Source organism: Stenomitos rutilans (genome assembly GCF_059505485.1).
Window position 1 is genome coordinate 1 of the sequence record NZ_JCACKR010000163.1, and the last position, 13769, is coordinate 13769.

Consider the following 13769-nt stretch of genomic DNA (forward strand, 5'->3'; position numbering starts at 1 on the left):
AGCATCTTAGTCTATGCTTCCTCGTTTTACCTCCCCGCAACACCTATTGAGCCACAATTTATACGTTATGCCCAGGCGCAATTACCAGAGATTTTTGATGGTCGAGAGCCACCCGTGTTCTCCCTAGAGAGCCCTGAAGATGGCACCTATGCCTATGATTTCAAACTACAAACGCTGTTAACCGACAAGCAGCAACTGCTGGGCGTTGACCGCAAGCAAAACCAGCAGCCAGTTTTTGATGCCCTCATTAGCCCCGATGAGGAACCAGACATTCGACTCTGCAAAATGCCAGCCGAGCTGCTGGCATCGCTGGTAGACAGCGTGCAAGCAGAAGAGCGACAGCCCTCCGCTCCAGCACGCGAAACCTCATCTCAGCCGTTTGAATTGGCTTGATCCTGCACACCTCACACAACACGCATGATGAATAACAAGCTCTCCGTCACGCAACGCAAACCATACAAGTTGAATCGCATTGATGGTTTGTGCCTCCTGCTTTGCCTTGTTGTAATGGTCTATTTCGTGGTGAATCAACCTGTTACACTTGCCGTTTTTGGCTGCGCCAGTCTCATCTTTCTCAGCTCCTGGCATCTTGCCCGCGCCCTGCCAATCGTCGAACGCTGGGTCAAGGCGAAAGTTCGCTTCTGGCATATTGTCACAGCCATTATCACCGTCACCGCCTTTTGTAGTCTCTTTGCCCAGCCTGCCGATGCCGTCTTCCTGAGTGGCTTGGAACAGTTTTTCACTGAATTAGCCGCTCAAGCACAGTCTGGTGGCAGCGGTGAAACGGTGAGTCCAGAAGTCATCAAACTCATCTTCAACCTAATTCGTGGTGTCTTTCTGTTGCTGGTGGCAGCGGCAGCCCTCTTTGCCTACAACCAGGCGCAGCAAGGCAACGACTGGCGACCGATCGTGACGCAGGTGGGCTTGGCATTCGCGATCGTGATTGCGATCGATGTGGTCACCTTCCTCTTTATCGGCAACGGCACTGGCACCGCTGGTGGTTAAGGAGGACAAGCTGATGTCACGCAACCCCGACCATTTCATCAAATACAACACCATTCTGGGCAAAGAGGCCTCGATCGGTCCCATCCCCGCCAATCAATTAGTACCCTGGATCGGCTTGGTGTTGGTGTCTTACCTCCTCACCAATGGGTGCTTCAGTCTGGGTTTAGGGTGGTTTTTCGGTGGTGCCTTCTGGCTCGTGGTCAGTTGGTGGCTACTCACCGGCAGCCGACCGTATCGATTTCTCAACCAGTGGCAGAGTCCACCCGGTAAAGACTGGTGCAACGGCAACCAAACCTATATCCCCCTTTTACCCTCACAGCGTTCGCGCTTTATGCGCCAAAAGTATGGCGATGGTGTTGTCCGTATCAAACTCAAACCACGCCTTGTTCCAACCCCACAGGGAGGCAAACAGCGGTTTATGCCCTTTCAAAATGATATGAATCTCTGCTGCCTTGCCGAAATCAAAAAAGAGGGACGGTCAGTCAGCGCCTTCCTACTTGAAGTTGGCAAGCACCAATACCAGTTTGTGTTTGCGTTTCAACTGGAAGGACTACACGATCGGTTGACCAACAATGAACTGATGACAATGGCTGACACCTTAGAAGAAGGCTTGAAATATCTGCCCGCTGGAGAGCGGATCACGTTCTGCACGGGGTGCTACAGCGACGATGCCTCACGTCAACAAGCGCTGGAGTCACTGGCAGACACCTGCGGCTTTACCCCGATCGCTGTCTTACTCCGCAATGAACAAAAGCGGTTGCAGGCGTTGACCGCAGCGGGCAAACGTCAGGTCTGGCAACAATATGTGTTCTGCACCTGGACGGCAGACGACACGGGTGCAGCGGCTCACAAAGATTGGTGGCATGGGGTGCAACACTGGTGGCGCGACCTGTCCCAGATCACGCTGGGCACGATCACTGGCAACACTCGCCTCTACCAGGAACAGTTCTACCAAAAGTTGCTGCTGCGGGCGTTTCAGGAAGGGTTTACCAACTGGGAGATGCTGCTCACGACAAAAATGGGGCTGAACCTGAAGTCCTGCAATAAGGACGAACTCTGGCAATGGTTGTGGCACCGCTTTAACGATGGTGTCCCTCCAGCCGTGCCGCAGGTGCTCAGCCTGGAAGAGACGGAAGATGGCTTCACGCTCGATGAGCACGCCACGACTCACAAACATAGCGTCACGGTTTTGATTGAAGGGATGCAGGGGCAGTCTGCCTGTCCGATGCACCAGCAGCGGGACGACACGATTCGGCTGCCTGGTCAAAGCCAGAAGCAGCGGTGTGGGGTGTTGGTGATGGAAGAGCCGCCAGCCGGATGGTTAAATACCCGTGAACAACTGCGCTGGCTCTGGCAAGTGTTGTCTGCTGGGTTTGTGCATGACACCGAAGCCTGGGTCGAAATCAGCCGTGCCAATGACTACCTGATTCAAGACAACCTGGCACGGCAGGCAAAACAGTCCCGCTCTGCCAGTACGCGAGCGTTCACGAAAGGGCAGGGTCGTGATGTGGGGGCAGAGGTGAAGCAGGAAGCATCATTTGAGGCACAACGGCAACTGTATGAAGGCGTCCGGGCAGTGCATTGTGCAGCGGTGTTTCTGGTTTATCGCGACACGCAACGACAGTTAGACCTCGCTTGCCAGACGCTGGCGAACAATTTTGATTCTGCCAAAGTGATTCGAGAACCGCATATTGCCTGGTCACTGTGGCTGCAAACCTTGCCCATCACCAATAAACGCCTGCTACAAGACAACAATGTGATCAGCAGCGAACGACGGTTGACACCCACGACGCAAACAGCGGCTGGCTTCCTGCCGCTCACCGTACCCAAAGATCTTGATCGGCAGGGCGTGGAATTCCTTAGCGATCGCGGTGGTAAACCCATTTACATCGACCTATTCAGTCAGGAAGCCAAACGCGTGCTGATCACAGGCACCTCTGGTTCTGGTAAAAGCGTCTTGGGCTGGCGCTTTGCGCTGGATGCCCTCGGGCAAAACATCCCCGTTGTCGGGATGGACATCTCCTCTGGGGGTGATAGCACTTTCAAAACAGCGATTCGACTGCTGGGGGATGAGGGTGCCTACTTCGACCTTACGCGCGGTTCGTCCAATCTGCTGGAACCGCCTGACCTGCGAAAGTTTGACAAAGCGGAGCGGGAGCGGCGGCTAGAAAGTTGGAAGGAGTTGACCCTGCGTGCGTTGATCGCGATCGCGATGGGCAAGGTCAACAACCCTCAACTGGGGCAGCGTGTGGAAGCACTGCTCCGAATGGCACTCGATGTCTTTCTCCGTGACCCAGACATGATTGAGCGGTACAATCGCGCCTTTGAGCACGGTTGGAAAGCCAATGCATGGCAGCAAATACCAACGCTGCGGGACTTTGTTCGCTACTGCACGCGTGAACGCTTAAATTTGCGCTCGTTTGAGGATCTCGATCGGGCGGCTCTCAACCAGATCACCACCCAGATTGAGGCTTTGTTTCGTTCTAACGTGGGACGCGCACTCAGTGCCCCTAGCTCCTTCTCGCCGGAACCCGCGATGAAGTTCTTTGCCCTCAGTGGACTCAACAACGATAGTGGGCAGGATGCTTACCTAATGGCGATCAACGCCCATGCTGCCTGTATCCGCAATGCTCTCTCTTATCCCAAAAGTTTGTTTATTGGCGATGAACTATCGGTGTTGCTCAAGCGTCCTGGCTTTGCCCAGATGGTGGGAGAGACCTGTGCGACCGGGAGAAAGGACGGTATTTCCGTTTGTCTGATTAGTCAGGACCCGGACAGCATTTATGAATGTGCGACAGGTCCACAGATTCTACAAAACATGAGCTATCGCATCACTGGACGCATCACTGCCGCCGCTGCCAACTCGTTTCAGAAATACCTGCACTACGACCCTGCTATCATCAGCCGCAACGCCAGTGATGCCTCTTTGCCCAAAGCCAGCGAACTCTACTCCTACTGGCTCTTAGAGAAAGACGGCCGGTTCTGGGTCTGTCGCTACTATCCCGGCGAGATGACGCTCGCCAGTATTGCCAATAACCAGGAGGAGCAAGCAGCCCGTGCCCGTGTGATGGAGCAGTTTCCCGACACCTTGATTGGTAATCTCGAAGCTCTAGCAGCCTTCACCCAGCAGTACATTCCTGCCCTTAAAGAAGGCAAGGGACTGCATCACATTGGACGTGTCTCAGATCTCATTCATGCTGAATTGCCCAGTTCTGAATCGTCCAGCATCAGTAATTCGCTGCAAATCATTGCCACCCGTTTGTAAGTTATTCGGAGGAAAGCCATGAGAAAATCCACATTACTCGCATTGCTAACTGCAACCAGTTTTATTTTCAGCGTTTCGTACACTCAAAACGCCCAGGCACTGACCCAAGATCCCATCGCGGCTGGGGCGGCTGTCAATCAACCACCATTGCCCAATCAACCGTCCCTGCCCACTGCCACCGGGCAAGGCAACACCACGGTGCTCTCTGTCCCGAACCAAATCAATCAGGTGAGCAGTCAGCTTGGCAATCAGGTGAGCAGCATCTTTGGTGGCATTCAGAGCTTTGTGACGAACTTACCCAGGACGTTTGAAAGCGTTCTCAATGGAGCGTTGGGTGCTTTTGGCATTCCCGACCTCAAACAAACAACTGACCAGGCAGGCAGTACACCCACCAGTAGCAATGAGTCTGCCGCACTATCTGAACAACTGGAAAATCAGCAGGGGGGGCAGGGTTCCTATGCCATTCGCCACGACATCGCCGGGAAAGCGTCCCGTGACACCGCGTTGGGCATTGCTTACGCTGCCACGCTAAGTCAATCCGCCCAACAAGCGCTGGCGCAACGGGCGCAGCAAACCGCGCAACAAACGCAGGCAAATACTCAGCTGGGGCAGGAGTCGCAAAGCCTGGATGTCACGCAGCAGATTCTGCAAAACCTGTCGCTTCAGACTGCATTGAATGGGCAGGTCAACCAGGAAGTGCTGAAAGAAGCCCAGCAGGGGCGGGTGGATCGGGCGATCGCCAATACTCTCAGCGCTCAACAAGCCCGTGACCTTTCGATGATCACCACAACCGATCGCCGCAGGGGGATTGCGGCTGGCAATGCTGCCACGCAGCAGACTGGCTTAATGACCTTGCCTGGTGGGTTTTATCTGGGATCGGAGACCAGCGATCGCTAATCGATGACAGACAGTAAAGGCAGGAATGATGATGTACTACTACCTTGCTCAAACCGATGGCGTGTTTACCTCCTCAGGCGGAGAAAATCAGGCGCTGGGCATTGTTAGTCAGGCGATCGACCTGTCGCGACAAACGATCGAAGCGTGGAACCTTGCCTGGAATGATGTCATTAGTCCGCTTGACGATGGCTTATGGACTGGGATGGTGCGTCTGGGCTTGGTGCTGGCGGCGGTCAGTATCCTCTACCTGGCACTGGTCAGCGGCAAAGAAATTCTGGACAAACAGTCCTGGTCAGAACTGGCAACGTTGTTTGTCTGGCCGCTGGTGATTATCTTTTTCCTGGGTGGGAATGGGAGTCTGCTGGCACAGACCACCCTCCTCCTCCGTAACTTCGGCTATGCCCAGGTGCAGAATGTGTTGAATGTGCAGCTGGGTGAGTTGACGTATCGCGATGCAATTACCCGCCTTGGCATTAGTGCCGCCGCTAAAGAAGCCTTGCAAAATCTCTACAGCGAGTGCCAGGGGCTGACGGGTCAAGAACTGGTTGCCTGCTGGGATGAGAAAAAAGAGCGTGCACAGGCAATCATGCAGCAGGCAGAACAGCAAGCCAAAATGCCGTTAGATGGACTACGTACTTTTGGTGAAGCCTTAATCAATGCGGCTGGAGCAACCACGATCGGCACAGTTGGTCGTGCTGTCTTTAACCCCGGTGGCTTTCTGCGAGACAATTCCTTGCCCCTCATCCGGTTCTTTCTCTTTAGCTTGCAGTGGGCATTCGTCAACATCCTGGAAGCGGCGTTGCTGCTGACCGCGCTGTTTGGACCGATCGCGATGGGGCTATCGCTCTTGCCGTTTCAGGGACGCCCTATCTTTGCTTGGTTGACGGGTTTCCTCAGCTTGATTGGTGCTCAACTGGGTTACAACATCCTGGTGGGTCTGGTCGCTGCCGTAGTAGTGCGCTCCGGTGGCGAGATCGTGACCGACCTTGCCTTTGCGGCGTTCTTGAGCCTGTTTGCCCCGGCTCTAGCCCTGCTTATTGCCCGTGGTGGTGGTCTTGCGCTCTACAACGGGCTTGCCAATAACATCAAAGCCCTGCTTGATTTTGCTAGCAACGCGGTTGGCGTTGCCAGTAGTGTCGCCCTTACTAAATTCCTGCGATGAACATTGGACGTTTCAAAGCCCTTAACCGGACGAACCTTCTGACCGTCGAGTCAAAGAACTTGCTGGCTTTGCTCCAGATGGGGATTCTCGGGACTCAACTGCTGCTGTTATTGGGGCTGCTGTTTCTAGCTGCCAAACAAAATGTGCTGGCAAGCCGCCGCCCCACTATGGCACAACTCGTCAACGGCGAGACCGTTTACATCTCTGAGCAAGACCGCAACTTTCGTTATCCCCAGGTGCTACGCAAAGTGGTGAGTGATTGGACCACACTGACCTTCAATTGGGACGGTACCCTCACTGGCACTGACCAGCGGGATGAAGGGGTACTGATCAAAGCAGCCAAAAAGAAAGTACCGCTCAACACCTGGTTTGCTTCGGTCATGCTGGAACCCACGTTTGCGGAAGCTTCGCTTAAAGAGCTGGCTGATCTGGTACCCAGCACTGTGTTTACTGGCAAAACTCGCGCTGTCACCGTCATTAACTACCTCTCAGAACCCCGCCAACTGGCACCCTCGAAGTGGCAGGTCGATCTGGTTGCCACGCGCATGGTGATGGATCGTCAAACGGGTGCTAGCGAGCGCCTGCCCTTCAATCGCACGTTCACGTTGCAAACTGTGGAAATACCGCGCTCGCCCCTGGGTGATCAGGCATCACCGGTCGAACGCAAAATCTACGACTTGCGTGCTGCTGGACTGCAAATCACGGATATCACCCCCTATGACCCCAATGGTGGTCAAGCGGGTGGTGCAACCAAGTCGCCTCAGTAGTTCATCATTAGCTGTTGGAAACTATGAAAGCACCTGAATTATTCCCTCCTGATGCGGCTCAATCCGCGATCGATCCTGAGACGCAAAAGCAGTTGGCGGGATTAGCCTCGCCGACGGCTCAACCCTTAGTGCCAGAAGCGTTTGCTTTGGCAGAACAGGGTAGTGATGTGACGGAGCCATCGGAGCACCTGGCGACGGGTGCCTCGACCGGGACACCAAAGCCGCTGCCCAAGACTCTGTTCACGCTAGTGGCCACAGGCACTGGCTTAGGGGTTGTGGCTGGTCTTGCCTTCGGCGTTTTCCCGCGCACCGTGGCGCAGAAGCCCAGCCAAGCCCCTGAGTCAGACAAAGCACCGCCGCAAATCGTCCCAGACGATGCGGCTGCGCTTCGCAGTCAGCTTGCCTTTCAGGATCAGAAAAAAGTTGTTGCTGCTGCCAGACCGGAGCCACCCCAGTCCATACCTGTAGCGGCTGGCAAAGCAACGGCAACAAAACCAGCCTCAGCGCCAGTGCCAGCGCCTGCCGCGATCGCGCCACCGCTGCCAGCGCGTACAGCCACACCTGTCGCACCAAGAACTGAACCACCTGTTGACCCCTTGGCACGCTGGTCGGCTCTGGCGGCGCTGGGTAAAGCAGAGGCAACCGTTGATCAGCCGACTGCTGCCGCTGCCACAGTTGCCACCAACCCGACCACGCCCTCCCCGTTTCCAAGCGTGCAGCTCGGAACTTCCGTGCCAACTCTTGTAGCCGATCAGAGTCCAGAGGCAATGCCTCCAGGTGCTGCCCCAACGAGTCTGGAAAGCACTGCGAACGACCTGACTCCAGGCACTTTGGGTATCCTCAAACACGCAGGTATTGCCGCTCCGGAGCTGCTGTTGGGCGATCGCTCTCTTACTGCTCCGACCATAAGCGTTGCCACCGCTCCAGAGCCAGCCCTGAATGCTCTCGTGCCAGTGCCATTGGGCACGACGACACCAGCAAGCGTGACGATACCGCTGGTTTGGGATACCAGCAGTGGTAAGGATGACAAGACTCAAACGCCCAAGGGTCGGTTCCAGGTAGAGTTGACTGAGGACATGCACACCAGTGATGGGGCGGTTGCCCTACCGCAAGGCACCCAACTGATGATGCAGGCAACAACTGTGAGTCCAGACAATCAGTTGGTCTCTGCCAGTGCGATCGCGGTTCTCTATCGCGGTCGTGATGGTGGTTTCAGGCAAGAGGTGGTTCCTCCCGGTGCCATTCTGCTTCAGGGCAAGCAGGGAGCACCACTGGTGGCTCGCAAGCTCAATGATCCTGGCGCTGCCCTTGCCAAGCAAGACTTGCTGGTGGGTGGGTTGAGTGCTTTGGGTCAAGCAGGAGCTTTACTCAACCAGCCGACAGAAGAATTTAGCAATGCGATTAATTCAGACAGCTTTTCCAGCACTACCATTCGGCGATCGCGCCAACCCAATCTCTTACCAGCCTTGCTTGACGGCTTCTTCAATACCACAGCACAGCGCCTCAACCAACGGTCTGAGCAAGCAACTCAAGAGTTGATCAGACGCAATACCGTTGCCGTTCTTCCAGCTGGTACCGAGGTTTCTGTAGTCATTAACAGCTTTTTCCGTGTCAACCGCTAATTCGATTGAACAATGGAGGTTTCTTTGATGAAGCGAATTTTTGTCGGTGCTGTCCTTAGTTTTAGTCTAATGAGTCCGATAACTCTATCAGCCATGGCAGCACCAGCCTATCGGGTCATCAGTCGTGATGTGGCGAGGCTGAGCACAGTGGATGTGCAAGTGGGACCGGGACGCGCCACTGCGATCGACTTTAGCCAGGCTCACGAGCACATCACGTATGTTCTGCTAGCCGATCCCTCGCGTCTGGTTTATGCTGCGAATGCTTCGATCGACTCAGGACAAGCTAACACGCTCTTTTTACGCCCCATTCGTCCCCTAAAGTTCCCTGGTGCCACCACCACCAGCATCACCAATCTGAGTGTTCAAACCCTTGATCAGGCAGGACAGCAGCGACTCTACAACTTTAATGTTTACCATGTGGCGCAACCCCAATACGTGGGCGTGATGCTAAGCCCTTATCAGGTGCAGCCACCACTTACTAACCTCCAACCAGCTTTTGGTTTACTACATATAGACCGGATTGAACAGGGTTTAGAGCTTGCGATTCGTCAAGGTTATACCCCTGCGACTGATCCAATCGTTGCCAGAATCAAAACGATGTTGACGCTGGTGCGAGGCAATCGCCTAACCATTGCCCAGGCGGCAACCTCAGCCCAAGTGCCCATCAACGTCCTCAAGGCTTTGGAGCGCTTAGGTACACCATCTAACGAGTCGCTTGAGTCAGATGTTGTGCATCCATCACTGCCAGCTAAGTAAGTGGTACTTACATCCTCAGGTTTTCAATCATTTTTGGGAGGGTCTATGAATTTTTCGACCAGCGATGCCATTTTGATCACCAAACAAGAAGCGGCAAGAATTTTAGGCATTCATCACACTACACTGCGGTCTTTGAGAAACAAGGAAAACTCAGGCATCATCGAAGGCTTGCATTGGGTCAAATGGAACTCACGCGCCATCCGCTACAACCGCATACTCATTGAGAATTATGCCTTGCATCGTGGAAACCTCATAGAGCATGAACGCTTTGTCGAGCAATACGTGAAGCAACTTTCTACGAACAGCCGCAGGCGCGATAGTAAGGTGATCTAATCCTTAGCCAAGTTTGGCTGGCTCTACCTAACCCCAGCGTAACTGGGGTTCTTTTGTATGCAAAGTACATGCAAAAAGATATGTAATTCTACTTTTATATTTACCTTTATATTGTTGCAAGCCTTCATTGAATGTATATCAACGATCGTTCTATAGGTCAGGAACAGTAACATTCTCAACGGCTTTAGCGTAGCAGCGATCGATCATTTGTGCTGAATTGCCTGCCCACTTTGAGATTTGGATACTGGGAATATTCTGCTCTCTACACAGACTACAAAATGTATGTCTAGTTTGGTAAGGGTTTCGATATGCAACATCTGCCAGTGAGTTAAGAACGTTTTTCCAGGCTCTGCCTGTAAAATTGTGCCAGTCAATAAACTTACCTTTAGGGCTGGGGAATACTAGCGCTGAAGGATCACAGTCTTCTGGTTTGATTGCTTCAATTAATGTAGTCAATTGAGCATTGATGGGGAACCTCCTTGCTTTCTGAGTTTTTAGTCCATCCTTTAAGACTAGCCCTTGCCCATCATAGATAACCGCTTGCTCAAACGTAATCACAGCTCGGTTAATATGTTTCCAACGCAGTGCGATCGCTTCTGATGGTCTACAGCCTGTGAAAAAGAGAAATTCGACCAGTGAAGCATAGTGACGGTAGTAACGACTGCTTTTGAACGCTGCAATAATGCGATCGCGCTCTTCTGTAGTGAAAGGAAAAACTTCATCTTCCTCAGTGCCAGCTTTCTTAACCTTCACTTCTGATGCCATGCCCTCAAAGGGGTTTAAGTCTAGAGTGCCTAACTTTCTCGCCCATTTGCAGCAAGCCGATAGGTGCATTAAAACTCGCTTAGCCGAGTCAGCGGGGACATTTGCATTGATCCAATCAAAAATCGCTTGAGCTTCAATGGGTTGCTTGTAAGGGCATCGCTCCAGATGATTAGCGACCCAACCGTACATTCTAATTGTGGCTGGAGATTTACCCGCTTTTTTAGTATCTTGGTAACGATTCCAAAGTTCAGACAGATCAAGAATCGGGGTACTGGGTGCGGTATCGACATCGGCATTGGTCAGAGCGGGTTCAACCTTGTATTTCTCTAGATTATTGGGGTCAAACTGACCATAGTCAATATCTCGTTCAAGCTCAAAAGCAATATCCTGCGCTTTCTTGCGCTCGTAGGGAGTATCTCTCAAACCTGGAGAAAGATAAAAGCGTTTTCCCTCGTAGCTAAAGACGAGCTGCAAGCTATAGCGTGAAACTTTAATCTTAACGGCACCACGCTTAGGCTTCTTGGGGTTCTTCTTGCTGTACATATTCTTTCGGGGTACAGATTAGCTGCTCTACCAAGTATATCTCCTGTACCCCAATTCGTACCCCAATTCGTACCCCAAACTAGTCCAAAAATGTCAAAAACGATCACTCAGCCAAGTCATCACTCACTCAAGGCACTGACTTACCGAGCGCTGAAAGTCTTAGCAGATGGATAAAAGCCTCATTTCTACTGAAGCTGGTGACAAGACTCGAACTTGCGACCGGCTGATTACAAATCAGCTGCTCTACCAACTGAGCTACACCAGCGTACCATCAGTAAGTCATGGTAACAAACTTTGTCGCGTCTGTGGTCGATCGCGAACCTTCAAAGGCATTCCTTATAAATCAGTCGCTACAGCATCTAACTTAGAACAGACGATGAAGAAGCCGATACCTGAAGTGTGGCATCCGGAGTCGCGACGTTTAACCCTAAGAACTTGGAGCGATGAGCAAAACAGTGTGCTCAGGATGATAAGCTAACAGATGCAATCAAAGTGCTAGGACAAGCTTAAATGACCGGGTCAACCCAGGTTCCCTACCTGCTACGAGCAGCTCGCGGCGAAACGTTAGATCGGCCACCTGTATGGATGATGCGGCAGGCTGGACGCTACATGAAAGCCTATCGTGACCTGCGGGAGAAGTATCCGTCGTTTCGTGAGCGCTCTGAGATTCCTGAAGTGGCGATCGAAATCTCGCTTCAGCCCTGGAGAGCCTTTCGACCGGATGGGGTGATTTTGTTCTCGGACATTGTGACGCCGCTGCCCGGACTGGGCATTGAAATGGATATTGCCGAGGGTAAGGGGCCAATCATTGCCGACCCCATTCGAACAGAGGCTCAAATCAAAGCACTTCGACCATTGGAACCGGAAGACTCCTTGCCTTTTATTAAACCCATTCTGCAAGCACTACGGACAGAAGTGGGGAATGAATCTACGGTGCTGGGATTTGTCGGCGCACCCTGGACGCTGGCAGCCTATGCGGTTGAGGGGAAAGGGTCTAAGACCTATGCTGTCATCAAGCACATGGCGTTTTCTAACCCGGCGGTTTTGCATCAACTGCTGGCAACCTTAGCAGAGGCGATCGCCACGTATGCTTGCTACCAGATTGACTGTGGTGCTCAAGTCGTGCAAATGTTTGACTCCTGGGCAGGTCAGCTAAGCCCACAGGACTACGACACCTTTGCGTTGCCTTACCAGCAGCAGGTGTTCCGCAAAATTAAGGAGGCGCATCCCGACACACCGCTAATTTTGCTGGTCAGCGATAGTGCGGGTTTGCTAGAACGCATGGCAAAGTCTGGAGCTGACATTTTAACGATCGATTGGACGGTGGACATGGCGGATGCACGGGCTAGACTGGGCAAAGATATCATTGTTCAGGGCAACCTTGACCCAGGCGTGCTGTTTGGTTCGCAAGACTTTATTCGCGATCGAATCCTCGACACAATCCGTAAAGCTGGCAACCGAAAGCACATACTGAATCTAGGGCATGGTATTCTACCGAACACGCCTGAAGAAAATGCCGCCTTTTTCTTTGAAATCGGCAAGCAGGCTGATCAGTTGTTAGCCGTTCATGCTTAACCCCGATGACGTCCAAGCGGATTTTTGTGACTGGCGCGAGTGGCTGTATTGGTCACTACGTTGTTGAAGCTCTGATTCAAGAAACTAAGCATGAGCTTTTCCTGCTAGTCCGGAACCCAGACAAGCTAAAGTTTGATTATCGCGCTCGTTCTGGCATCACCATCTTGCAGTCAGATCTGCGCGGGATTGACCAGTTCAGTGAGTTGTTGAAGACGATCGACTGTGCCGTGCTGATCGCAACCGCATGGGGAGGTGTTCAGGAGGTCTACGACATAAACGTGACCCAAACGCTTCGTCTAATGAGTCTGCTCGATCTCGATGTTTGCCAGCAGGTAATCTATTTCTCGACTGCCAGCATTCTCAATCGTGACAATCTACCCTTAAAAGAGGCAGAAACAACCGGCCACGACTATATTCGATCGAAGTACACGTGTTTTCAGCAGCTTGACAAACTTAAGATTGCGCCGCGCATTACAACCCTGTTTCCCACGTTGCTATTGGGTGGCGATGCGCATAAGCCCCAATCCCATATTTCGTCTGGCATCGCCCAAGTCGTCACTTGGATTGGGCTACTGCGGTTCTTAAAAACAGAAGGCAGCTTTCACTTCATTCATGGCAAGGATATTGCTCAGATTGTGCTGTTTCTAATCGAAAAGCCGCCCGTCGAAGGAGAATCGCGACAGCTTGTTTTGGGCAACCAGATGATGACGGTGAATCAAGCGATCGAGGAAGCCTGCATTTACCTTAACAAGCGTATTTACTTTCGCATCCCACTCACTCAGGAACTAGCCAACCTGATCATTTTCCTCTTTCGCATCAAGATGGCAGACTGGGATCGCTTTTCAATGAACTATCGCCATTTCACGCACCGTTACGTGGTGAGTCCAGAAACTTTGGGTCTACCAACGTATTGCGCCACGTTTAGCGATGTCTTAAAGCTAAGCGGCGTTCGACATCGGCGTTGATCGACCTTGCTGCTCGTCGTCAGTGCATTGGGACTTTTTACCCGATGTATCAGCGTTAATTATAGAACTTACGCATTGACAAAAAGAGTGAAATGTGGTGACTCTAGGATAGTC

The 13769-nt window shown here is 52.5% G+C and carries 12 protein-coding genes and 1 tRNA gene; 11 read left to right on the top strand and 2 right to left on the bottom strand.

From position 1 onward, the window contains the following. The 9 genes from AC5JLP_RS33320 to AC5JLP_RS33360 all read left to right on the top strand — a co-directional run. On the top strand, window positions 1–393 hold a 393-nt coding region (locus AC5JLP_RS33320; RefSeq protein ID WP_496072177.1), incomplete at its 5' end, for a hypothetical protein. A 24-nt stretch (window positions 394–417) separates the two neighbouring features. Next, window positions 418–1005 carry a hypothetical protein gene (locus tag AC5JLP_RS33325; protein ID WP_496072178.1) on the top strand — a complete coding sequence of 196 codons (588 nt, stop codon included), beginning with the start codon at window positions 418–420 and terminating at the stop codon, window positions 1003–1005. Window positions 1006–1018: 13 nt separating this feature from the next. After that, on the top strand, window positions 1019–4270 hold the full coding sequence (locus AC5JLP_RS33330) for a putative type IV secretion/conjugal transfer ATPase (RefSeq protein ID WP_496072179.1): 3252 nt from the start codon (window positions 1019–1021) through the stop codon (window positions 4268–4270). A gap of 18 nt (window positions 4271–4288) precedes the next feature. Further along, the gene (locus AC5JLP_RS33335) at window positions 4289–5167 is read left to right on the top strand and encodes a hypothetical protein (protein WP_496072180.1); all 879 of its coding nucleotides are present in this window, start codon (window positions 4289–4291) and stop codon (window positions 5165–5167) included. A 25-nt stretch (window positions 5168–5192) separates the two neighbouring features. Next, window positions 5193–6329: a hypothetical protein gene (locus AC5JLP_RS33340; RefSeq protein ID WP_496072181.1), complete on the top strand. Its 1137-nt coding sequence runs from the start codon at window positions 5193–5195 to the stop codon at window positions 6327–6329. Continuing rightward, entirely contained in the window at window positions 6326–7096 is a 771-nt protein-coding gene (locus tag AC5JLP_RS33345) for a hypothetical protein (protein ID WP_496072182.1), read from the top strand. The genes AC5JLP_RS33340 and AC5JLP_RS33345 overlap by 4 nt, the downstream gene beginning before the upstream one ends. Before the next feature lie 23 nt (window positions 7097–7119). Then, entirely contained in the window at window positions 7120–8718 is a 1599-nt protein-coding gene (locus tag AC5JLP_RS33350) for a hypothetical protein (RefSeq protein ID WP_496072183.1), read from the top strand. A 27-nt stretch (window positions 8719–8745) separates the two neighbouring features. Next, entirely contained in the window at window positions 8746–9474 is a 729-nt protein-coding gene (locus AC5JLP_RS33355) for a hypothetical protein (protein WP_496072184.1), read from the top strand. Between the two features lie 45 nt (window positions 9475–9519). After that, complete coding sequence (locus AC5JLP_RS33360) at window positions 9520–9807, top strand: hypothetical protein (protein WP_496072185.1); 288 nt, start codon at window positions 9520–9522, stop codon at window positions 9805–9807. Window positions 9808–9957: 150 nt separating this feature from the next. On the opposite strand, the gene AC5JLP_RS33365 is transcribed toward AC5JLP_RS33360, so the two are convergent. Further along, window positions 9958–11115, bottom strand: a complete 1158-nt coding sequence (locus AC5JLP_RS33365) for an Arm DNA-binding domain-containing protein (protein ID WP_496072186.1) — start codon at window positions 11113–11115, stop codon at window positions 9958–9960. 192 nt (window positions 11116–11307) lie between these two features. Then, window positions 11308–11380, bottom strand: a tRNA-Thr gene (locus AC5JLP_RS33370). 245 nt (window positions 11381–11625) lie between these two features. On the opposite strand from AC5JLP_RS33370, the gene hemE reads away from it, so the two are divergent. Continuing rightward, complete coding sequence (gene hemE, locus AC5JLP_RS33375; protein ID WP_496072187.1) at window positions 11626–12690, top strand: uroporphyrinogen decarboxylase; 1065 nt, start codon at window positions 11626–11628, stop codon at window positions 12688–12690. A gap of 5 nt (window positions 12691–12695) precedes the next feature. After that, the gene (locus AC5JLP_RS33380) at window positions 12696–13655 is read left to right on the top strand and encodes an NAD-dependent epimerase/dehydratase family protein (protein WP_496072188.1); all 960 of its coding nucleotides are present in this window, start codon (window positions 12696–12698) and stop codon (window positions 13653–13655) included. Window positions 13656–13769 lie beyond the last annotated feature (114 nt).